At 35.7% G+C, this 24,904-nt stretch carries 17 protein-coding genes and 1 tRNA gene; 3 read left to right on the top strand and 15 right to left on the bottom strand.

Annotated elements, in window-relative coordinates; genetic code table 11:
• Positions 1-262: 262 nt before the first annotated feature.
• Positions 263-2,812 (top strand): WD_0033/WD_0034 family tandem repeat-containing protein, encoded by a 2,550-nt coding sequence (locus tag OM961_RS01820; RefSeq protein WP_264339241.1) that lies wholly within the window; start codon positions 263-265, stop codon positions 2,810-2,812.
• A 636-nt stretch (positions 2,813-3,448) separates the two neighbouring features.
• Here OM961_RS01820 and purD read toward each other — a convergent pair.
• Together purD and serS are read right to left on the bottom strand one after the other, a co-directional pair.
• On the bottom strand, positions 3,449-4,720 hold the full coding sequence (purD, locus tag OM961_RS01815) for a phosphoribosylamine--glycine ligase (RefSeq protein WP_138264878.1): 1,272 nt from the start codon (positions 4,718-4,720) through the stop codon (positions 3,449-3,451).
• A 34-nt stretch (positions 4,721-4,754) separates the two neighbouring features.
• On the bottom strand, positions 4,755-6,032 hold the full coding sequence (gene serS, locus OM961_RS01810; RefSeq protein ID WP_264339583.1) for a serine--tRNA ligase: 1,278 nt from the start codon (positions 6,030-6,032) through the stop codon (positions 4,755-4,757).
• Between the two features lie 142 nt (positions 6,033-6,174).
• On the opposite strand from serS, the gene OM961_RS01805 reads away from it, so the two are divergent.
• Both OM961_RS01805 and dusB read left to right on the top strand, forming a co-directional pair.
• Complete coding sequence (locus OM961_RS01805) at positions 6,175-7,281, top strand: C48 family peptidase (RefSeq protein ID WP_264339240.1); 1,107 nt, start codon at positions 6,175-6,177, stop codon at positions 7,279-7,281.
• Between the two features lie 25 nt (positions 7,282-7,306).
• Positions 7,307-8,269: a tRNA dihydrouridine synthase DusB gene (dusB, locus tag OM961_RS01800; protein WP_264339239.1), complete on the top strand. Its 963-nt coding sequence runs from the start codon at positions 7,307-7,309 to the stop codon at positions 8,267-8,269.
• Positions 8,270-8,275: 6 nt separating this feature from the next.
• Here the strand turns inward: dusB and OM961_RS01795 are convergent, their stop codons facing one another.
• The 13 genes from OM961_RS01795 to OM961_RS01735 form a co-directional block, all read right to left on the bottom strand.
• The gene (locus OM961_RS01795; protein WP_264339238.1) at positions 8,276-16,789 is read right to left on the bottom strand and encodes a DNA-directed RNA polymerase subunit beta/beta'; all 8,514 of its coding nucleotides are present in this window, start codon (positions 16,787-16,789) and stop codon (positions 8,276-8,278) included.
• 58 nt (positions 16,790-16,847) lie between these two features.
• Positions 16,848-17,249 (bottom strand): 50S ribosomal protein L7/L12, encoded by a 402-nt coding sequence (rplL, locus tag OM961_RS01790; RefSeq protein WP_007551887.1) that lies wholly within the window; start codon positions 17,247-17,249, stop codon positions 16,848-16,850.
• Positions 17,250-17,275: 26 nt separating this feature from the next.
• Positions 17,276-17,794, bottom strand: a complete 519-nt coding sequence (rplJ, locus tag OM961_RS01785; protein WP_264339237.1) for a 50S ribosomal protein L10 — start codon at positions 17,792-17,794, stop codon at positions 17,276-17,278.
• Positions 17,795-17,806: 12 nt separating this feature from the next.
• Positions 17,807-18,460: a 50S ribosomal protein L1 gene (gene rplA, locus OM961_RS01780; RefSeq protein WP_065094732.1), complete on the bottom strand. Its 654-nt coding sequence runs from the start codon at positions 18,458-18,460 to the stop codon at positions 17,807-17,809.
• Between the two features lie 4 nt (positions 18,461-18,464).
• A complete protein-coding gene (locus OM961_RS01775; protein ID WP_006279541.1) occupies positions 18,465-18,905 on the bottom strand; it encodes a 50S ribosomal protein L11 in 441 nt (146 codons plus the stop codon).
• 2 nt (positions 18,906-18,907) lie between these two features.
• Positions 18,908-19,744, bottom strand: coding sequence for a transcription termination/antitermination protein NusG (gene nusG, locus OM961_RS01770; protein ID WP_070356705.1), 837 nt, complete (start codon positions 19,742-19,744; stop codon positions 18,908-18,910).
• Complete coding sequence (gene secE / locus OM961_RS01765) at positions 19,734-19,934, bottom strand: preprotein translocase subunit SecE (protein ID WP_022626186.1); 201 nt, start codon at positions 19,932-19,934, stop codon at positions 19,734-19,736. Before secE ends, nusG begins: the two co-directional genes overlap by 11 nt.
• 19 nt (positions 19,935-19,953) lie before the next feature.
• Positions 19,954-20,026 (bottom strand) — tRNA-Trp (locus tag OM961_RS01760).
• 13 nt (positions 20,027-20,039) lie between these two features.
• Positions 20,040-21,212, bottom strand: coding sequence for an elongation factor Tu (gene tuf / locus OM961_RS01755; protein ID WP_010962309.1), 1,173 nt, complete (start codon positions 21,210-21,212; stop codon positions 20,040-20,042).
• An 11-nt stretch (positions 21,213-21,223) separates the two neighbouring features.
• Positions 21,224-23,299 (bottom strand): elongation factor G, encoded by a 2,076-nt coding sequence (gene fusA / locus OM961_RS01750; protein WP_010962308.1) that lies wholly within the window; start codon positions 23,297-23,299, stop codon positions 21,224-21,226.
• 21 nt (positions 23,300-23,320) lie between these two features.
• Positions 23,321-23,800 (bottom strand): 30S ribosomal protein S7, encoded by a 480-nt coding sequence (rpsG, locus tag OM961_RS01745; protein WP_264339236.1) that lies wholly within the window; start codon positions 23,798-23,800, stop codon positions 23,321-23,323.
• Between the two features lie 5 nt (positions 23,801-23,805).
• A complete protein-coding gene (rpsL, locus tag OM961_RS01740; protein WP_006279787.1) occupies positions 23,806-24,180 on the bottom strand; it encodes a 30S ribosomal protein S12 in 375 nt (124 codons plus the stop codon).
• 526 nt (positions 24,181-24,706) lie between these two features.
• A complete protein-coding gene (locus OM961_RS01735; protein WP_182309269.1) occupies positions 24,707-24,859 on the bottom strand; it encodes a hypothetical protein in 153 nt (50 codons plus the stop codon).
• Positions 24,860-24,904: the final 45 nt, after the last annotated feature.

Genomic DNA, 24,904 nt, shown 5'->3' with positions numbered 1-24,904 from the left:
TAAATTATCGTAAGTCAGTTTAGCTATAGCTACAAGTTTCATTCTTCCCTTACAAATAACTTTACTGCGTCCTTTTTTCGGATTCAGAATTAGCAAGAAACGTTCTTGTAAGGTGGTCTACTAAAATTTTACTTTATAAAACAATGTCTGAGCTATGCAATTAATACATTGTCAACACAACTGATTCATAAAAGCAAATATTATAACCACGAAGAGAGAAAATGTTATGCTTAGTTTAATAAGAAAGACCTTGAGAAAAAAAATGACTCATCAGGTAAACGATTCGAAATTGAAAGAGAAAGATGAAAAAAGTATTTTAAAATTAGCATCAAAAATAGAAGGCAAAAAAAGTAGCATTGCTGAAGAACTAGAAAAAATATCTGAAAAGGAAAAACAAAGGATTCTTACTACGGAAGTAAGCAAACATCGGGGTAAAGAACCAACTATTATATCACTTGCTTATGCTATACTACGTAAAGATAGTATAGCTGTTGAGAAAATGTTAAGAGTAGCTAAAGAAAACGGTATTCTGAAAGACATTCTTGACGCAACAACAACTATAAAATATCCAGGTGGTCAGGAAGAAACTTGCACACCACTTACTTATGCCATATTATGTAAAAATAGCAAAACTATTGAAGAAACTTTAAAAGTCTCTAAAGAAAACGGTATTCTGAAAGATATTCTTAACGCAACAACAACTATAAAATATCCAGATGGTCGGAGAGCAACTGTTACACCACTTGCTTATGCTATACTATATGAAGATAGTATAGCTATTGAAGAAATTTTAAAAGTCTCTAAGGAGAACGGTATTCTGAAAGATATTCTTAACACAACAGCAACTATAAGATATCCAGATAACAAGGAAGTGACTTACGCGCCACTTGCTTATGCTATGTTCTGGAAGGATAGCAAAGCTATTAAAGAAATTCTAGTAGCAGCTGAAGAGAACAGTATTCTGAAAGATATTCTTAACACAACAACAACCATGAAATATCTAGACCGGGAAGTGACTTACACACCACTTGCTTATGTTATACTACGTAGAGATAGTATAGCTGTTGAGAAAGTGTTAAGAGTAGCTAAAGAAAACGGTATTCTGAGAGATATTCTTGACACAACAATAACTATAAAACATTTAGATAGCCGGGAAGTGACTTACACACCACTTGCTCATGCTATGTTCTGGGAGGATGGCAAAATTATTAAAGAAATTCTAGTAGCAGCTGAAGAGAACAGTATTCTGAAAGATATTCTTGACGCAACAACAACTATAAAATATCTAGATGGTCAAGAAGAAATTTACACACCGCTTACTTACGCCATATCATGTAAAAATAGCAAAACTATTGAAGAAATTTTAAAAGTCTCTAAAGAAAACGATATTCTGAAAGACATTCTTGACGCAACAACAACTATAAAATATCTAGATGGTCAGAAAGAAATTTACACACCGCTTACTTACGCTATATCATGTAAAAATAGCAAAACTATTGAAGAAATTTTAAAAATCTCTAAAGAAAACGGTATTCTGAAAGATATTCTTGATGCAACAACAACTATAAAATGTCCAGATGGTCATGAAGAAACTTGCGCACCGCTTACTTATGCTATACTACGTAAAGATAGTATAGCTGTTGAGAAAATGTTAAGAGTAGCTAAAGAAAACGATATTCTGAAAGACATTCTTGACGCAACAACAACTATAAAACATTCAGATAGCCGGGAAGTAACTTACACACTACTTGCTTATGCTATACTGCGTGAAAATAGTATAGCTATTGAAGAAATTTTAAAAATCTCTAAGGAGAACAGTATTCTGAAAGATATTCTTAACGCAACAATAACTATAAAATGTCTAGATGGTCGGAGAGTAACTGTTACACCACTTGCTTATGCTATACTACGTAAAGATAGTATGGCTGTTGAGAAAATGTTAAGAGTAGCTAAAGAAAACGGTATTCTGAAAGACATTCTTGACGCAACAACAACTATAAAATATCCAGATGGTCAGGAAGAAACTTGCACACCACTTGCTTATGCTATACTACGTAAAGATAGTATGGCTGTTGAGAAAATGTTAAGAGTAGCTAAAGAAAACGGTATTCTGAAAGACATTCTTAACACAACAATAACCATAAAACATAAAAATAATCAAAAAGTAACTGATAAGTTACTTGCCGCATTACATGATCGCAAAGTTATTCAAAAAATTTTAGACATAGCTAGAGAAAATGATATTCTGAAAGACATTCTTAATGCAACAATAACTATAAAATATCCAGATAGTGAAGAAAAAATCTACACACCACTTACTTATACAATATCATGTAAAAGCAACGAAGCTTTTAATACAACAAGAGCTATAAATCAAGATGGTCAGGAAAAAACTCACATCCCATTTCCTACCCTTGATAAAAGAGAAACTGAATTAAAATTAAAAAAAAAAAGACAAAGTAGAAGAGATGAGGGATTAAATTTTAACAATGGTAGTAGTGACAAAAATGTTGAAATAAAAGTTAATGGGGATATCTTGTTGCAGCATAGTAGTGGAATTGAAAATGAAATAAATCATACTGCTGTACGTAATGATGTAAGGGGGGTAAAGCCTCTAATAGAAAGTAGAGTAAATGTTAAAGTACAGAATATAAATGCAGTGATTGCAACTTCTGTGACATTTAAAATGATTGCAACTTCTGTGACACTTGAGTTGGTAGCTAGTAAAATAACATGTGTACTGTCAAAACCCACCACTAAATTGGAAGAAGTAGCTATAACATATTTTCAAGGTTTAGCACTATATTTGTGAAACTTAATTTATATGTGCTAAACAAGATGCTGATTAGTTTTATAGCTAACCCAAGAAAGGTTTCCCTACGTCATACCGCCGCGGTATCTCTAGATCCCGCTAACAAGTAGCGGGATGACGATTGTCGTTTAGCCATAAATATTTAAGAAATTTACCAAATGAAAAAAAAGGCAAAAGAAGCCCTGGGGTTATTATCTGCTTTAAAATATTGGCGTTTTTTATGTTTTAAACGCTTGACAAGCAAGATTTAGCTGCTTTTAATTGCAACTAACCTATGCTGCAAATGTTTAAGAAATTTACTAAGCAGAAAAAAAGACAAAGAATCCCCGAGTTAGCTAGTCTTTTACTATCTCTGTCGAGTATTGGCATTTTTTGATGTCTTGTAACGCTTTATAAGCGCGTTCAGCTTATTTAGATAAAAATCTAGATGTAGATGAAGTTTTGTAAAGACATACAGTATCTATATACTGCAAAAAATTGAACATAAGACGCCGATACATTAAGTAATCCTTACCTTTTAATCTGCAGATTGGCGAAAGCAAATACAATAGCTTCAGTTTCATGATAAGAGGGCTGGCGGAGTTTGTCAAGGAAGTTTTTCGTTTCTGTGAACCACCTGCTAACCGACAGCTAACATTAACTACCGATATCGTATCTGAAGAAGCCCCCTGGCCATTCTAAAAAATTTAATGCTGAGTACACCTTACTTTTGGCTTCCTCTATAGTGCTCCCTTCTGCTACTATATTTAGCACTCTTCCGCCATCGGAAACTAAGTTACCACTTTCATCGAATTTAGTACCAGCATGAAACACCAACACACCAGGAATGCTTTCAATCTTATCTAATCCTTTAATTACTTCTCCCTTTTGATAATCACCCGGATAGCCTTTACTTGCAACAACTACACAAACTGTAGATTTGTTGTTAAGTTCCACCATTTTGACATTTAACTTTCCTTCTGCAACTGACAACATCAATTTTAACAAATCGCAATTTGAATCAAATCTAGGTAATATAGATTGCGTTTCTGGATCACCGAATCTAACGTTATACTCGAGAAGTTTTGGGCTATCTTTGCAAATCATTAAACCAGCAAAGAGTACTCCTTTATAAGACGTACCCATGTTAACCAATGCTTGAGCTGTAGGGTATATTATTTTTTGGATAATTTTTTGCTCCATGTCCTTACTTATAATTGAAGGTGATGAGTACGACCCCATACCTCCAGTATTTTGGCTTTCATTACTTTCATCAACTCTCTTATAATCTTTTGCACACCCAAGAGTTACTACTTTCAACCCATCAATAAGAGCAAAAAAACTTACTTCTTCTCCAACTAAAAACTCTTCTATGATTATTTCTTCACCTGATTCACCAAATTTTTTCTCCACTAGCATTGAATTTATTGCTGAAAAAGCTTCGCTTTCTGTATTACATATAACCACCCCTTTTCCTGCTGCAATTCCATTTGCTTTCACTACAAGTGGAAACTTTATTTTATTGCTACGTACAAAATCTTTAGCTAACCCTTCATCAACAAAACACTCGTACTTGGCAGTTGGTATACCATATCGTTTACATAGTCCCTTGGTGAAAGACTTCGATCCCTCAAGTTTTGCAGTTGCTTGACTTGGAGCAAAAACATTTATTCCCTCTGCAACTAAATCATCAGCAAGCCCATCAATTATTGGTTGTTCTGGACCAATAACAACCAACTCTATATTTTCTCTCTTGCAAAATTGTGTAACATCCACTGAATTTTGAATATTTACATCCACAAGAGCCCCAAGATCTTTCATAGCTTGGCGACCAGGAGTTACATATAACTCAGTCAAGATAGGAGATTTTTTTAGAGCCCAAAGTAGAGCGTGCTCACGCCCACCAGAACCTATAACCAGAACCTTCATCTTTATTTCCTCGCTTTTCTATATGTCAAAATTATTATTTGCTTATAACAGTATCATTACTCATGTATTTTTGCAACACGTTTGGTATTGCAATCGACCCGTCAGAATTTTGATAATTCTCCATTATGGCAATAATCGTTCTTCCTATAGCTAAAGCTGAGCCGTTTAAAGTGTGAACATATTTTTTTATCTTTTTATTAGTTTCTGAAGAGTATTTAGCGTTCATCCTTCTTGCTTGAAATGCACCACAATTTGAGCAGCTTGATATTTCTCTATATTTATTTTGCCCAGGTAACCATACCTCTATGTCATAAGTCCTTTGTGCAGCAAAACCCATATCGCCACTGCAAAGCAGCATTACTCTGTATGGCAATTCTAATTTTTTTAATATCTCTTCAGCAACACTCGTCATACCCTCAAGCTGATCATTTGATTGGTCTTCAGTTGTGATGCTTACCAACTCCACTTTACCAAATTGGTGTTGCCTTATCATGCCCCTGGTATCGCGACCTGCACTACCTGCTTCTTTACGAAAGCACTCCGAATATGCAGTAAAGCGAATAGGCAGTTCTTTTTCTTCCATTATTTTGTCAGCAACTAAATTTGTTAAAAACACTTCACTTGTGGGAATCAACCTCAATTCGTCGGTAGTTAAATACGAATCGTCAGAAAATTTCGGTAGCTGACCAACATTATACATAGCCTCGTTTTTCACCAAAGTCGGGTGGTACACCTCAGTATAGCCAAATTCATTAACATGCATTTCAAGCATAAAATTTATTAGCGCTCGTCCAAGCTTAGCTAACTGTCCTTTTAATATCGTAAATCTTGATCCGGAAATTCTCGCCGCTTGTTCGAAGTCCATTAAACCTAATTTTTCTCCGAGTTCATAATGAGATTCTGGTACAAAATCAAACTGTCTTTTTCCTCCATATCTTCTCACCTCTAAATTAGAGTTCTCATCTGCGCCTATTGGCACATCTTGCGCAGGAATATTCGGCAAGTTAGATAAAACATTCACTAACTTATCCTTTTCTGCTTGTTCTTTTAAGCTGATTGCCTCTATCTCATTTGTGATGCTTTTTGACAACTCTATTTGCTCTTCACAGGGGCTCTTGCTCATTTTAAGCTTTTTTATTTCCTCTGTGATTTCATTGCGCTGCCTATTCAAATCCTGCAGTTTAGTGGTTAATGATCTTTTCTCGTGATCGATTTCTAATATCTCTTCCGCAGTAGATTCTCTAATTCCCCTGCTTTTCATTGCCTTTTCAAATCCTTCAGGGTTTTTGCGTATATATTCTATATCGTGCATATATTGTGCTATTACTAACATTGTTACTGTACTCCAAAAGCTCTTAATATTCAATATATTCTCATACTACTAAAATTATTATGGTTGATTTTTTTGTTAGAATTTGTTAAAATTAATTAACTTAGCGTTCATAGGATGTGGTATGTTGGGCATCACAGGAAAATGTAATCAATTAAAAAAGAGCACTTACTTTGCTGATTGGAAATTCGTTATCTACGCTACTTGTGTATGCCTAGCAGCCACATTCGCTGCTGGCTGTTTAGGGGCGGTAATAGGATCCCCTCTATTGACCTTTCCACTTGCTATGCTCATCTCTAACCCCGTAGTTTGGGTTTTAATGGGAATAATTCTTACAGTAGCATACAAAATGGTTGTTGAACCTTTATTTTACTTAGCGAAGAACTATATTAATGGAAAAAGAGCAAGTCAAGGTGAGCAAAAAACTCAAGATGGAGATAGTGGTATTGTACCAGGAAGTGAACCCAATTCAAGGAACAGTAGTCGTAGAAGCTCTTTGGATAGTGGTTTGGGTGGTAAAGAGTTTCACGAAGATTTGGACACTCTTGTGCATCAGACAAACAGAAAAAACTATAGTTACTGGTTAGATGATAATGACATTACACATATTGCAAGAGTTGTATATGGGTACTCACAAAGTGAATATAGTAATAATAATGTCTATTTTCTTGCCCCTAGCTATTCTAATGGTTGGGACGAACTCACAAAAGAATTTCTTCAGAATTATAGAGGTGAATTCAAACAAAATTCTAAATTGATATTTACTTCGGTTCTTCATATTAACAATAATCATTGGGTAACTTTGGTTATTAAACCTGATGCAGGTGATAAAAAATTTAGAGCTTATTACTGTGACTCATTTGGTAATCAATTGCCAGATAATGTGCTAAATATTGTTAAAAGAGAACTGCAAAAAGAGGAATGGGTATTAGACATAAGAATTTCCCCAACTAAGCAGCAAAGTGACGGGTATAACTGTGGAATATTTGCGTTAGAAAATGCTCATAAAATTACACAAATGCTTAACGAAGACAAATCATTTGACGAAATTGACAAAAAGTTATCAGAATATAAATTTGATTTGAATGAGAAAAGAGAAGAATTTACAAGAGCGCTTATGGAAGATGAGAAATGTAAGGAAGATCTAAGAAATCGTAAGCATCCGCCAAGGACGAAAACATCTCAGTCTTCTATTTCAAGGGAGAATGCAAGTTTGTGTTGCATTATGTAATCAATGAAAAATTACCATTGACCTTATGCCCCTCCAAATAGGAAATTTGACAATTGATTCTCCAGTTATTTTAGCTCCAATGTCTGGAGTGACTGATTATCCGTTTAGAAGTATTGTGAAGAAACTTGGTGCAAGTTTGTTAGTTTCAGAGATGATTGCAAGCAGAGCTATGATTATGCAAACTCGCCAGAGTTTGCAAAAAGCAAAAGTCGATGCATTAACTGCTGTTCAGCTTGCTGGATGCGAACCGAATGTTATGGCAGAAGCTGCAAAATTGAATGAGGATATGGGAGCAAAAATTATAGACATAAACTTTGGTTGCCCTGTTAAAAAAGTTGTAAACGGTTATGCAGGATCAGCGCTAATGCGTGATGAGAAAAAAGCCGCTGAGATAATTGAAGCTGTGGTCAAAGCAGTGAATATGCCAGTTACGGTGAAAATGCGCACTGGATGGAACGATGAAAATCGCAATGCCCCGAGACTTGCGAAAATTGCCGAAGACTTAGGAGCAAAAATGATCACTGTGCATGGAAGAACAAGAGCGCAGCTTTATAATGGTCAAGCAGATTGGAAATTCGTTAGAAATGTTAAAGAGCAAGTGAAAATTCCAGTTATAGTAAATGGCGATATTAAAAATTTAAATGATATTCAGAATGCTCTCAAAGAATCTGGAGCAGACGGAGTGATGATAGGTCGTGGTGCCTACGGTAAACCTTGGCTGATTAATCAAGCAATGAACTTTCTCAGTGGAAGTGAAACTTCTGAGCCAACAGCTTCAGAGAGATTAAGCATCATACTCGAGCATTACGACAATATTCTTGAGTACTATGGAAATGACACAGGAATAAAGATGGCCCGCAAACACATAGGTTGGTACAGTAGCGGGCTTCAAGGCTCATCTGAATTTCGTGTGAGAGTAAATAACATGACAGATAGCACAGAAGTGAAAGAAAATATTATTGGCTTTTTTGGTCAAGAGACACACTAGCTGTACTCAATTCGACTGATCGTATGCCACTACGCTCTCTTCCTCACCAGAGTGTAAATGACAACCATTATCCATCAACCATTCCTCGTCATAAGTTTCAATATCAAAATATTTTTCATATTTATCCACATTATCACAAAGTGAAAGTGCTCTGATCTTATTCATAATCAAACCTGTACCAGCAGGAATTAATCTTCCTACTATAACATTTTCTTTTAATCCACTTAAAGGATCACTCTTCCCGCAGAATGCTGCTTCTGTAAGTACTTTTGTTGTCTCTTGGAAAGAGGCAGCAGAAATAAAGGAGCTAGTTTCAAGACTTGCCCTAGTAATCCCCTGCAGAATAGGAAGATAATGAGTAGGCCGTTTGCCAGAGTTACTCATAGCATCATTTTCCCTATCAACTTCCAGCTTGTCAATGCTTTCGCCAACCAAGTACATAGTATCACCAGGATCAGTAATTTCCACTTTTTGTAGCATTTGTTTTAAGATCACCTCTAAATGCTTATTGTCTATACGAACACCCTGCAATCTATAAACTTGCTGTATTTCAGAAATCATATAGTGCGCTAAAGCTTCTAACCCAAGCACACGTAAAATATCATGGAGATCAGGGTCACCATCCATCAATAGATCACCTTTACGTACAAAATCACCTTCATTGACTATTACATGCTTACTTCTTGATACCAAATATTCAACTGGAGAAATTTGTTCATCTACAGGTTTAATTAATATACTGCGTTTTCCTCTACGGTCTTTTTCAGAAAACGCTACATAGCCATCTATCTCACTAACAATAGCATGCTCTTTAGGACGACGTGCTTCAAATAACTCTATAACCCTCGGTAAACCACCAGTAATATCACGAGTTTTAACTGACTCTCTTGGTGTTCTTGTAATAACATCACCTGCATGAACCTTCTGGCCATCTTGTACATTGAGCACTGCACCGATTGGTATAAAATAACATGCTTCAACGCCACTTGCGAGTGTCATTACTTTACCATTATCGTCAAGCAGCACAATACGAGGACGTAAATTAGCTCCACCAGAATGCAATTTCCAGTCTTTTACTACTTTGCTTGATATTCCTGTAGATTCATCCATCACTTCAGTGATCGAAATTCCATCTTTTAAGTCCTGATAAGACACTGTACCAGTCTTCTCCGTGATAATAGGCAATGTATAAGGATCCCATTCCGCAACTTTATCGCCAATTTTTACTGACCCACTCTCATCTATATAAAGCTTAGCGCCGTAAGGTACACTGTGCTTCAACTTCTCACTACCAAGGCTATCAATCAACACGACTTCACAGGAACGGCTTATCACAATTTTATTTCCGTTTCTATCTATAATTATATTACTATTGTTTAACTTTATTTTAGCATTAATAGAAGCTATAATATTCGAGGATTCAACGCCTCTAGTCATTACTCCACCTATATGAAAAGTACGCATCGTTAACTGAGTACCTGGCTCTCCAACAGATTGAGCAGCTATAACACCAACTGCTTCACCTATTGAAACAATTTTACCAGTTGCAAGGTCTCTTCCATAACATAAAGAACATACACCAGGACTTATTTCACAAGTTAAAGGCGATCTAATTTTTACAACATCAAGACCTGCAATGCTGATTTGCTTTACTTTATCCTCATCAATTAATTCCCCTGCTTTTACTAATAATTCTTTTGTCACTGGGTTATATATATCATTTGCAGCTGTTCTACCCAGCACAACACTCTCTAGAGATGCAACTATAGTACTTCCTTCAACTGTAGCTCTCACAACAAGACCATTTTTTGTTTTACAGTCATGCTTTGTAACTATGCAATTTTGAGATACATCAACTAAACGACGAGTTAAGTATCCAGAGTTTGCAGTTTTAAGTGCAGTGTCAGCTAAACCTTTACGCGCACCGTGAGTAGAATTAAAGTATTCAAATACGTTCAATCCTTCACGGAAATTAGAAATTATAGGTGTTTCTATAATCTCACCAGAAGGTTTGGTCATGAGCCCTCGCATTCCTGCTAGCTGTTTCATCTGTGAAGTAGAACCCCTTGCACCAGAGTTAACCATCATATACACTGAGTTGTACTTACTATTTCCATCATATATAGATATTGCTTTTAACATATCATTAGCTATCATATCCGTACACTTAGACCATTCATCTATAACCTTGTTATACCTCTCACTTCTAGTTATTAGCCCATCTTGATATTGCATAGAGAATTTCTTAATTTCACCCCTCGCGTGATCAACATGTGTAGCTTTAGTTTCAGGTATAACCATATCACAACGACCAAAAGAGACACCAGAAAATGTGGCATACTCAAAGCCAAGTACCATTAATTTATCAGAAAATGCCACTGTAGCACTTTGACCACAGTTACGATATACCAAATCAACTATACCAGTTATTTCCTTGACTGTTAATATCTGATTTATTAGATCGAAGCCTAGATTCTCATGCTTAGGAAAAATTTGCCATAATATTAAACGGCCAGGAGTTGTACAAACAGTTTTATAGTGAGTTTCACCGCTGCTATTAATATACTCCATCCTATACTTTATACTAGAATGAATATGTAAAGTACCATCACTCAAGGAATGCTCAACTTCACAAAAAGCACCAAAAGATGGTAAATTATCTTCCTTAGGTTCTTGTAAAGTCAGATAATATATACCAAGTACTATATCTTTACTAGGAACTATAATCGGTCTGCCATTAGAAGGACTTAAAACGTTATTAGTGGACATCATCAACACCCTAGCTTCAAGCTGAGCTTCCAATGAAATTGGCACATGCACTGCCATTTGATCACCATCAAAATCAGCATTAAACGCCGTACAGACAAGCGGATGAAGCTGTATTGCTTTGCCTTCAATAAGGATTGGCTCAAAAGCCTGAATACCAAGTCTATGTAGCGTAGGCGCTCTATTCAACAAAACAGGATGCTCTTTTATTACCTCTTCAAGCATATCCCAAACTTCTGGTTTTTCTGCTCTTATCAACTTACTAGCAAACTTAATAGTTGGAGCCATACCATACATCTTAAGCTTTGAGTAAACAAAAGGTTTGAATAGTTCAAGAGCCATTCTTTTTGGTAATCCACACTGATTTAGTTTCAAAGTTGGACCAACAACTATTACAGAACGTCCAGAGTAGTCTACCCTTTTTCCTAAGAGGTTCTGGCGAAAACGACCCTGTTTTCCTTTTAACATATCACTAATGGACTTTTTATATCCAACAGCACCAGCTTTATTTACCAAAGTATTACGACGACTATTATCAAAAAGAGAATCAACTGCTTCTTGTAACATCCTTTTTTCATTACGAATCATAATCTCAGGAGGATTTAAGCTCAACAATTTCCTCAACCTGTTATTTCTATTAATAATAGTCCTATAATGATGATTCAGATCAGAAACTGCAGGACGACCACTCTCAAGCGATACCAAAGGACGCAAATCAGGTGGTAAAATAGGTATAGTTGTAAGTATCATCCACTCAGGCCTATTTCCAGATTTAATGAAGTTTTCAACAATACGCAATCTCTTTATAATTTTCTTTCTTCTTATCTCAGAAGCAACAGATTCTAATTCTAGTCTTAAATCCTTCCTAATTTCATGTAAATCAAGGCGCGTTAGCAACTCTCTTATAGCTTCAACACCTTGCATAGCTACAAAACTATCGATCCCATAGCTATCTTTAGCTTCATTATAAGCTTTTTCACTAATAATCTCACCTTTTTCAAAAGGCGAAACAAGAGGATCTATTACGATATAATTATCGCTATATAAAATATTCTCAATATCTCTGAGAGACATATCCAATAATGCTCCAATTCTTGAAGGAAGCGATTTCAAAAACCATATATGAGCAACAGGAGATGCAAGCTCTATATGACCCATCCTTTCTCTTCTTACTTTAGAAGATGTAACTTCTACTCCGCATTTTTCGCATATGCGACCTCTGTGTCTTCTTTTTTTGTATTTTCCACATAAACATTCATCGTCATTGACAGGGCCAAAAACCTTAGGGCAAAATAATCCACCTTTCTCAACTTTGAACGTACGATAATTTGCAGTTGAAACATCTTCTATCTCACCACAAGATATACGCTTAATACTTTCAGGGCTAGCAATCGATATGCTAACCTCATTAAAAGGTTGTGCAATGTTAGTGTGAGATATATCTTCAATCACTACATCATTTTGCTTTAAATCTACATTTAAACATAAAGAACGTAGTTCTTTTATCATCACATTAAAGGATTCAGGAATTCCACATTCAAAATTACTGTCACCTTTTATTATCGATTCATAAATCTTAACTCTACCATTAATATCATCAGACTTCACAGTTAACATTTCCTGCAAAGTATAAGCAGCACCATAGGCTTGTAATGCCCAACATTCCATTTCACCAAAACGCTGACCACCAAAATGAGATTTTCCTCCAAGAGGTTGTTGAGTAACCAAACTATAAGGCCCTACTGAACGCGCATGAATTTTACCATCAACCAAGTGGTGCAACTTAAGCATGTACATGTAACCAACTGTAACCTTGCGGTCGAATTTTTCACCACTGCAACCGTCATATAATACAGCTTGTCCAGAGTTATCTAAACCAGCAAGTTCAAATAATTTTGCTATTTGTTCATCTTTTGGACCCTCAAATACAGGTGCAGCAACAGGAACGCCATCACGTAATTTGCGTGCAAATTCAATGAGATTATTATCACTAATATTACGAATATCATTACAGATAGATACGTTACTGCCATAGCTATAAACCTCAATCAGGAAGTTACGTAAATTGCTGTATGAACTTTTACAAGAGTTCAAATAGTTCTCTACTAACTCATTCAACTCGTCATTTAGTGCATTCTTATTAGGTGTATTTAAAACAGAAGCCGTTATTTCATCATCATCAATATTTTCAATTTTTTTATTATCAAGGTATGCTACTGCAAATTGTGTAAAATTATCATCGTTAAGGGACCTAATTCCCTTGCAAAAAGCACTTTTGATCTTATTGATCTCATCGAGAATATTACTTACCTTTTCCCCTAATTTTCTACAAGCCCAACCTACATGCGTTTCCAGTATTTGCCCTACATTCATTCGTGAAGGAACACCAAGAGGGTTAAGAATAATATCAACAGGAGTACCATCTTCCAAATAAGGCATATCTTCCACTGGCACAACTCGAGAAATCACACCTTTATTTCCATGTCTACCAGCCATTTTATCCCCTGGTTGCAGACTATGTTTCACAGCAATGAAAACTTTTACTGACATCGACACACCTTGAGGCAGGTCATAACCTTCATGTAATTTTTCTACTTTTCGCTTAAACTGTGCTATTGCATGTGATACTTTTTCATCAAAATCTTTTTTTAAGCTCTTAACTTGCTCAGAAATGGATTGGTTTTTTAATCCTATACCCCACCATTGCTCACGTTCAATAGAGTCAAATTTTTCTCGATCTTGAGAACCAGAATTAATAAGAAGTTTCTTCAGTTCATCATAGAAATATTCACTAGTAACATTGATTATATAATCTCGCTCTTCCTCAAAGTCATTTATCTCTTTTTGTTTGATGAGTAATGCCCTTTCATTTTCTTCAACCCCCCTGCGTGTAAAGACTTGTACATCAATTACTGTCCCTTCAACATCTGGAGATGTATATAAAGAGGAATCCGCACAATCGAATGACTTTTCACCAAAAATTGTCATTAATAACTTCGTTTCAGGAGGCAATGAAAGAGAAGGTTTAGGTGTAACTTTACCTACCAGAATATAGCCTGGACCAACTCTTGTACCAATTTTCACTATACCACTATCATCCAAGTGATATAGATTTTCTTCATTAACACCAGGTATAGCACGAGTTATTTTTTCTGATCCTAAAGGGGTATCATGTACAACACAGTCAAATTCTTCTATATGAATAGAAGTAAAGAGATCTTTTTTAACAACTTCACTAGAAATAATAATAGAGTCTTCAAAATTATAACCTTGCCAAGACATAAAAGCGACTAGCAAATTTTTACCAAGCGCCAACTCACCACTGTTAATTGCAGGACCATCAGCTATTACATCACCCTTTTTAACATAATCACCTACGCACACTAGCGGTCTTTGATTAATACAAGTATTATGGTTAGAACGCTGAAATTTCCTTAGATGATAAATATCTACGTCCAAGTAGTTAACCCTTTCTTTATCAAAAGCACGTATAACTATAGAGTTACTATCAGAACTATCAACTATGCCATCGCGTTTTGCTAAAACTACAGCACCAGAGCCAGAAGCTACAAAAGACTCCATACCAGTAGCAACTAGAGGAGCGGTAGGCTTCAATAAAGGTACGGCCTGACGTTGCATATTTGAGCCCATTAATGCTCTATTAGCATCATCATTTTCTAAAAATGGAATCAAGGAAGCTGCAACTGATATTACCTGCTTAGGAGATACGTCAATGTAACTAACTTGGTCGCTACTTACCATGACGAAGCTACCAGCATATCTACAGTATAGCATGTCATCAACAAAGCAATTATTTTCATCAAGCTTTACGCTAGTGTCAGCTATATGATGTGAGCCTTCGTCTATAGCAGAAAGATACTCAATTTGATCAGTAACAACCCTATTGACTACTTTTCTATAAGGGCTTTCAATGAAACCATATTTATTAATACGCGCGTATATAGCTAAGCTGTTGATTAACCCTATATTTTGCCCTTCAGGAGTCTCAATAGGGCAAATTCTTCCATAATGAGTTGGATGAACATCACGCACCTCAAATCCTGCCCGTTCTCTTGTTAAACCGCCAGGACCTAACGCGGATAACCTTCTTTTATGTGTTATTTCAGATAACGGATTAGTCTGATCCATAAATTGAGATAATTGAGAAGAATTGAAGAAATCTCTTAAGACATTAGTTAACACTTTTGGATTAATAAAATCAGATGGAGAAACTTTATCTAAACTAGAAGTGGACATAGAATCAACTATTGCGCGTTCCAATTTCAACAACCCAGTTCTAAATTGATTTTCTATAAACTCTCCAACTGATCTTACTCTTCTGTTTCCTAAATGATCAATATCATCTACAGATCCTTGACCGTCACGTAACAATACTATTTTTTTCACAATTTCAATAATATCTTCATGCGTTAAAACAGTTAAATCCTCATCATAATTTAATCCAAGGTAAGAGTTAAGCTTCAACCTACCAATGTTAGACAAATCATAATATTCCGGACTGAAGAAAAGATTACGGAAAAACTCTTCTACTATCTCTAAAACAGGAACTTCACCAGGACGCAAAACTCTATATATTTCATATAGTGCATCCTGATAAGACATGTTTTCATCTAAGAAAAGCGTATTTAATATATAAGGTCCAACAAACAAATTATCTATGTTCAACACTGATATTTCATCTACAGATAATAACTCAAGCTTCTTTATGTCTTCCAGCTTTATAGATTCACCAGCAGATAAAATTTTCGTAGAGCTAGCACTATCCATTAAATCTTCTGCGAGGAATAAACCACATATAGAATTAAAAGGAACCAGATACTCTTTCAATTCATTATCATATAGCTTTTTAGCTAGTCTTGAGGTAATACAAACGTTAGCCTTAAGCAGCACATTACCTTCAATATCCATTAAGTCGAAAGGCAGCCTCACTCCTTTAAATTTATCAGGAACAAAAGGCACTTTCCAACCATCTTTATGTTTTACATACTTTATTTTCTCATAAAATCTATCGAGTATATCATTATTTGATAGACCCAACGCCTTTAATAAAACTGAAATTGGCAATTTTCTTTTTCTATCAACACGAAAATACAAATGGTCTTTAACATCAAATTCAATATCAAGCCAAGAACCCCTATAAGGAATAATTCTAGCAGAATAGATCAATTTACCAGAATTGTAAGTTTTTCCCTTATCGCTATCAAAAAATACACCAGGAGACCTATGCATTTGTGAGACGATAACTTTTTCCACACCATTAATGATGAAAGTGCCCTTATCAGTCATCATAGGCAACCCACAAAAGTGGACTTTCTGCTCTTCTATAGATTTTACAACGGTTGCAAGTTTAGAATGATCTCCACTCTCTTTAATCGATTTATATTCATCAAGAGAAATACCATCCTGCATAACAACAAGACGTATAGAAGCAATAACCTGAGCAGAAAAAGTTACACCACGCTTTATACACTCAGATTCATCATACTTAGGATCATCTACCCTACAACTTATAAACTCAATAGTAGCCCTACGCAAAGGATCATTTATTGGAAAGATTGTATGAAAGATAACTTCAAGTCTTTCATTACCCTTATTCTTAGGAGTAAAAGAATCATATGATTCTTTTTGAACCTTAACCAAATCCAATAAAGAATCTTTTAAATCAATCGACCTAGAATAAGAAACTCTAGGAACAAAAGCACCAGAAGCGTACATATAAGAAGAATCAACCATTAAAATACCCCAAACTAATTAAAAGAGCTATATCAATATAAAATTAATACATTAAATATTATTCAAGCTCCACTTTAGTTGCTCCTGCTTCAATAAGTTTTTGCTTGATTTTTTCTGCTTCGTCTTTAGGAACATTAGCAGTCAAATCTTTAGGTAAAGATTCAACCAACTCTTTTGCTTCTTTTAAACCCAATGTAGAATTAACCTCTCTCACAGCTTTAATAACTCCTATTTTTTTACTCGCATCAATTTCTTTAATCACAACTTTATACTCAGCTTTTTCTTGAGCAGCAGGAGCAGCAGCATTATCACCAATAGGCGCCCCAGCACCAACAGCTCCACCAAGAAAAGAACCAGCAGGCAACCCTATTTTCTCTTCTAAAACTTTTACAAGTTCAGAAGCCTCTAATAGGTTTAAAGATAATATTTTATCAACCAAATCACTTGTTACATTACTCATAATTACCACCTTAGTTAACAACAAATTTATTTTTTAGAACTATAATAATCCAAAACTCTCATAAGCCTCATAGAAGATGAATTAATAGACAACGCTAACCGAGCAGGAATATCATAAGATATTAAACACATAATTTTAACACGCAATTCATCCAGAGAAGGCAACTTAGCCATTTTATTAACATCTTCCACTGTTAACAATTCATTTAAATGAGCTGCGCAAATCACAGACATTTTTTCTTTGTTAGCATTAGTAAAATCAACTATTAATTTTGCAGCTTCTACTATGCCACTAGAGTATATAATAGCAACAGGACCGGAAAATTTGCCTGATAAATAAGAGAATTTACCAGTCCTTTCCAAAGCCAAGCGCGCTAGAGTGTTTTTAACTACTAATACCCCACCTGCTATAGACTTCAGACTATTCCTCAGAGTTAATGAATCATTAGCATTTATAGATTTAAAATTTACTAATATCAAGAAATCATTATTTACAAATACGTTTATTGTGCTCTGTATAAATTCATCCTTATCTTTACGCTTCACGGTATCACTCCCTTAAATTATATCTTCCACTTTGCCTATCTTATAAGCTTTACCCATAGTTGAATTTAAAAAAACACCCTTAAAGTAAATTCCTTTCGCAGAAATAGGTTTATTATCTTTAATTACTTTAAGAAAGGCTTTTAAATTTTCTAGCAAGTCATCAATATCAAATTTAATATTTCCTAATTTACCATGAATAACACCATTTTTATCTGTTCTAAATTTTACCTGACCAGACTTAATGGTTTTAATAGCTTCTGCAATGTTAGAAGTCACAGTACCAAATTTAGGGTTAGGCATCAGCCCTTTAGCACCCAATACTTTTGCAATAGGAGTGATTTTTGCCATAAAATCAGGAGTAGTAATGCACCAATCAACATCTAACTTTCTACCTTTTTTTATTTCTTCAACTAAATCCTCTCCTCCTGCAATATCAGCACCAGCTTTTTCAGCTTCTAATAAATGTTTATCTTGAGCGAAAACAGCTACTTTAATATTCTTCCCGATACCTTTAGGCAAAACTACTGTACCACGCACCTGCTCTTCAGATTTACGTGAATCTACGCCTAAATTGACCGCAATATCAACTGATTCATTAAATTTTGCTGAAGCAGACTCAACAATCTTCTTCAAACACTGCTTAGGATTATCATTATATGTATTCATTTACCTAACCTTCCACAACTTCTATACCCATAGATTTTGCAGTGCCTACAACCATTTTCACTGCTGAATCTTCATTATCCACTTTCATATCAACCATCTTGCACTTTGCTACTTTAATTATAGCAGACATAGGTAATTTAGCCACTAATTCTTTACCAGGATTACCAGAACTTTTACTTAATTTAGCCTCCTGCTTAAGTAAATAAGCCACAGGCGGACCGCTGACAGTAAAATCATGAGAGCGATCATCCTTTATGGAAATTCGCACTGTTACTAAATCGCCTACTTTATAATTAGCGTTAGCAGCACTAGTAACTTTATTAAAAGCTTCACAAAACTTAGGAACAGGTATACCACGTGGACCAAGTACTGAAGCAATTTTCGGTCCTGGAACTGCTTTCCCAGCTTCCATAAGTAAGTTAATCTTAGCAACTATAACACTCATAATTAATCCTCTATTTTCTCTACTTGAGCCAGATCAAGCTCTATTATTGTCGGCTTACCTAAAATCGATACTTCCACATTAATAATTTTTTTCTCATCGTTTACCATATTTACCTTACCAGTAAAATTTTGAAAAAGACCATCATTAATTTTCACTTTTTCACCTTTTTCATAACCATAACCTAACTTCTTTGTCTCTTGAGCATTATAAAGTGCATTACACATTGAGTGAATCTCATCATCCAAAATCACCTTTGGAATATTACCGTTTTTCAAAAATCCATAAACCTTAAGAGATTTTGGTATATTATTGATAAAATTCAATACTTCATCGCATAAATTCACGTATAAAAAGACATAACCAGGAAAGCATTTCCTTCGTGTAGCAATTTTCTTAGATTTCAACTCTACTTCACTTAGCTCTTCATATGGAATAAAAACTTCCTTAAAGTAATCATTAACACCCAATCTCATAGAATTTTCCAATATATGTTGGCGCACTTTCTCTTCACAATTGGAAGCAACTCTCAAGATATACCATTTATATCTATTAAATTCTTTACACTTTAAACTTATCTCATCATCTGAAATCATCTCAAAATCACCAGATTCGCCACTGCAGAATCCAGGCGTTTGATTCAAAATATTTTTGCTTTCATCACACAGATGCATATATACATACACTTCACATAATTCTTTTATATCAGACTTTGAATTACATACCGTTTGATAAGGAATAAACACTTCCTTAAAATAAACAGCATTACTTACCAATTCGCGTATGTTTTGCTCATATCCATAATCAACTTTAATGATATACCATTTATATTCACATTCCATAAATAATTCCAAATAAAGCCTTAATTACGTAAAGAGACATAAAATCCACAAAACAGAAGAAAATCGAAAAGCATAATATAACAATCATTACAACAAATAGAGATGACAACACCTCCTGTTTCTTTACCCAAGCAATTCTTCGTATTTCTTGCTTTATATCACAGAAAAAACCACACAAACTTTTTAACATTTCCACCACAACATTAATGCAGGAGCGATAGGAATTGAACCTACAACCTCTGGTTTTGGAGACCAGCGCTCTACCAATTGAGCTACACTCCTATAACTCAAACTCTCACTCCAAAATTTCAGAAACAACACCAGAACCAACAGTTCTACCGCCTTCTCTTATCGCAAAACGCAATCCCTTATCCATTGCTATCGGTACTTGCAATTCTACTTCTACACTCACATTATCTCCTGGCATTACCATCTCCTTCCCATCTAGCAATTTTATGCTCCCAGTTACATCCGTTGTCCTTAAATAAAACTGTGGCTGGTAATTCGCAAAAAATGGTGTATGCCTTCCTCCTTCCTCTTTCTTTAATATATAAACCTCCGCCTTAAATTTTCTATGCGGCGTTATCGTCCCCGGTTTTGCCAATACTTGCCCTCTCTCCACTTCTTCTCTTTTTGTTCCTCTTAACAATATTCCTACATTGAGTCCTGCACTTCCCTTATCCAGCAACTTCTTAAACATTTCTACACCTGTGCATATCGTCTTTTGCGTCGCTTTCAGACCTATTATCTCTATCTCTTCTCCCGTCTTTATCTCTCCCTTCTCTATTCTTCCTGTTACCACTGTTCCTCGCCCCGATATCGAAAATACATCTTCGATTGGCAATAAAAATGGTAAATCCACAGGCCTTGGTGGAACCGCTACATATTCATCTAACTTTTCCATCAATTTGTCTATTGATTTCTTTCCATATTCGCTGCTGTCATCCTCCAGCGCCTTGAGCGCTGAACCAACCACCACAGGCACTTCATCCCCTGGAAATCCGTATTTACTCAGTAATTCCCTCACTTCCATTTCTACTAAATCTATCATATCAGCATCAGCAACATCAGCTTTATTTATATACACCACGATATATCCAACACCTACCTGCTTCGCCAGCAATATATGCTCTCTCGTTTGTGGCATTGGCCCATCAACCCCCGACACTACCAATATCGCCGCATCCATCTGTGCTGCACCTACTATCATGTTCTTTACATAGTCAGCGTGTCCAGGACAATCAACGTGTGCATAATGCCTTTTTTCCGTCTGATACTCAACATGCGCTGTTGCTATCGTTATCCCCCTCTTCCTTTCTTCTGGCGCTTTATCTATCTGATCGTACGCTACAAAATTTCCATAATGCTTCGTTATCGCCGCTGTTAACGTCGTCTTCCCATGATCCACATGTCCTATTGTTCCCACATTTACATGCGGCTTTCCAAATGCTTCCACTACTGCTGTCATAATTATTACCCTTAATTATACTCTAACTTTAACTCATCAACCACATATTGTGGCACTTGCTCATAACAAGAAAAATGCATACTATACTGCGCCCTTCCCTGAGACATAGAACGCAAAACGTTGATATAACCAAACATATTTGCAAGAGGTACCGAAGCAGTAATTATTTTACTATTATTACCTAAATCGAGCATATCAGCAACATTTCCTCTTCTACTATTTATATCACCCATAACATCACCCATATATTCTTCAGGAGTAATGATTTCAACTTTCATTATAGGCTCCAGCATTTTTGGACCAGCTTTATTTGCCATCTCTTTAAAAGCACCTTTAGCAGCAAGTTCAAAAGCTAAAGGACTAGAATCAACCTCATGAAAAGCACCATCAAGAAGGGTAGCCTTAAAATCAATCAACGGAAATCCCGAAATTATACCACCTTCTTTTATCAACTCCAAGCCATTTTCTACCCCAGGAATATACTCTTTTGGAATAGCACCACCTACAATTTTACTTTCAAATTGAAACCCAGAACCAGGCTCAAGAGGTTCAAATTTTATTTTAACCTTAGCAAACTGACCAGCTCCACCAGATTGTTTTTTATGAGTGTAATCAATTTCAACAGATTTAGTGATAGTTTCACGATATGCAACCTGAGGAGCACCGACGTTAGCCTCAACGTTAAATTCGCGCTTCATTCTATCAACAATAATCTCAAGATGGAGCTCACCCATGCCTTTCAATATAGTCTGGCCACTTTCCGCATTTACTGACATTCTCAAAGAAGGATCTTCTGCAACCAACCTATTTAGAGCAATACCTAATTTTTCCTGATCTGAAGTGGTTTTAGGTTCCACAGCAATTTCAATAACAGGCTCAGGAAATTCCATACGCTCCAATAATATAGGAAAATCAACAGAACATAAAGTATCTCCGGTGGTTGTTTTCTTTAGCCCAACTAAAGCAACTATATCTCCAGCCCTAGCCTCAGTTATATCTTCTCGGTTATTTGCATGCATAAGTAACATTCTGCCAATCCCTTCAGTTTCGTTTTTTAACGCATTTGAAACGGTAGATTTAGACTTTAATTTACCAGAATAAATACGGATAAACGTCAAGCTGCCTACAAATTTATCCGTCATCACTTTAAATGCAAGAGCAACAAATTTCTCTTTTTCTGAAGGTTTGACCTCAATTTTCTTTTCTGAATCTTTAGGATCAATTCCAACAATTACATCAACATCAATAGGAGAAGGTAAAAAGTCAACCACACCATCTAAAAGTGGTTGTACGCCTTTATTTTTAAAAGCTGATCCACATAACACAGGAACAAATTTTCCTTTAATGGTCCCATTTCTCACGCATTTTTTCAGTAAATCCACTGGCAGATCATTAGACTCAAAGTAAGTATTCATCGCTTCATCATCCATCTCAGCTGCAGCATCTAATAAAAGATTTCGATATTCTTGAGCCTTATCAAGCAAATCAGAAGGAATATCTTCATAAGAAAATTTAGCGCCCAACGTTTCTTCTTGCCATATAATGGCTTTCATAGAAATAAGGTCAATTATACCTTTGAAATCTTTCTCACTCCCTATTGGTAAATGAATAACTAAAGGTGCTGCACCAAGCTTCGTCTTTATCATATCAACACATCGATAAAAATTTGCCCCTATTCTATCCATCTTATTAACAAAGCAGATACGAGGAACGCTATATTTATCAGCTTGACGCCACACTGTCTCAGATTGAGGTTCAACTCCAGCAACTCCATCAAATACAGCAACTGCACCATCCAAAACCCTTAAAGATCTCTCAACTTCAATAGTGAAATCAACGTGACCAGGAGTGTCTATTATATTGACCCTATGATCATTCCAAAAACATGTTGTTGCAGCAGATGTGATTGTAATACCACGCTCTTTTTCCTGCTCCATCCAATCCATAGAAGCTGCACCATCGTGCACTTCACCAATTCTATTTTGCTTACCAGTATAAAATAAAATACGCTCTGTTGTGGTAGTCTTACCAGCATCTATGTGAGCCATTATCCCTATATTTCTGTATTTAGATATTCCAATTTCCATATCACAATTAATTAGCTAACATTAAAAACGAAGATGAGAAAATGCCTTATTAGCTTCAGCCATTTTATATTTTTCTTCGCACATCTTAAACGCACCACCGCGTTTATTATAAGCATCCAGTATTTCAGATTGCAAACAATCAACAGTGGTTTTTCCACTCTTTTTTCGAGCAGCAGAAGTTGCTTTAGCAATCCACCTTAACGCTAAAGAAACCGCTCTATCTTGTCGAACTTCAACAGGTACTTGATAAGTTGCACCACCAATGCGTCGAGAACGCACTTCTATAGAAGGAGTAACATTTCCTACTGCTGTCTCAAAAATTGATAACCCACCTTCGCCTATTTTCTTTTCAGCTAAAGACAAAGCGTCATAGATAATCTTTTCTACAGTAGATTTTTTACCACATTTCATGATTGTATTAATGAAACGCATCAGCAAAACACTGCCGTAACGCGAATCAGGACTTATTTCTCTTTTTTTTGCTTTATTCCGACGAGCCATAAACTTTAACCAGATTTCTTTACACCATATTTTGAACGAGCTTTCTTTCGATTTTGCACACCACGCAGATCAAGGGCACCTCTTATTATGTGATAACGCACACCTGGCAAATCTTTAACCCGTCCACCACGTATCAAAACAACAGAGTGTTCTTGTAAATTATGACCTTCACCAGGTATATAAGCCGTCACTTCACCATACCCACTAATTTTTACTCTGGCTACTTTACGGAGTGCTGAGTTAGGCTTTCTAGGAGTTGTAGTATACACCTTAGTGCAAACACCTCTCCTTTGAGGGTTGCTTTCTCCCAAAGCTGGTACCTTTTTCTTATGGGTCAATCCTAATCTACCCTTACGTATTAATTGATTTATCGTAGGCATATGTTATAAACTCAAGCTCATTAAAATAACTAAGTTTTTAGTTATAAAATAATAAACCTCAATAGTCAATATAAAAATAAACATTACTACTCTAATAATTAAGCTCAACTGCCTTGAAAGCCATCAGTAGACTTCTTGCACTACCTCCCAAGCCACAACTGTCATTCAGTAGAAACGAAAAAACTTACTTGACACCCTTCGCCAGCCCCATTATCATGGTACTGAAGGTATTCATTTATCTTCAATCTGTGCAGATTAAATGACAACAGTATTACGTAATTGGCGTCTTATTTTTAATTTTTTGCACTATGCACACTTTACGTCTTCACAACATTTCTGGGTTTTTACCTATATAAGCTGAAACGCGCTTATAAAGCGTTTAAGACAGTATAGTACGCCAATTTGCAGGATTAGAGAGTGACAACTAGCTAATACGGGATATCTTTTGCCTTTTTTTCTGCTTAGTAAATTTCTTAAACATTTAAACTAAGGTGAGTTGCATTTAAAAGCAGCTAAATTGCAGTGTTTAAGACTTAAAAAACGCCAATACTGAAAATAGACAATGACTAGGGCTTCTTTTGCCTTTTTTTTGCTTGGTAAATTTCTTAATATTTATGGCAACATGAACTGAGCAGGAAGGTGTCATTCCAGTGCTTGACACTGGAATCCAGTTTTCCATATAATCTCATCGAAAATGTTGTAACCACTTTCTGTGCTAGTTTGC

Origin of the sequence: Wolbachia endosymbiont (group A) of Cydia splendana, from assembly GCF_947179475.1 — a bacterium.
Lineage (GTDB): Bacteria > Pseudomonadota > Alphaproteobacteria > Rickettsiales > Anaplasmataceae > Wolbachia > Wolbachia pipientis.
The sequence above is the reverse complement of the archived record's forward strand: the minus strand, read 5'-3'. Positions and strand labels throughout refer to the sequence as shown.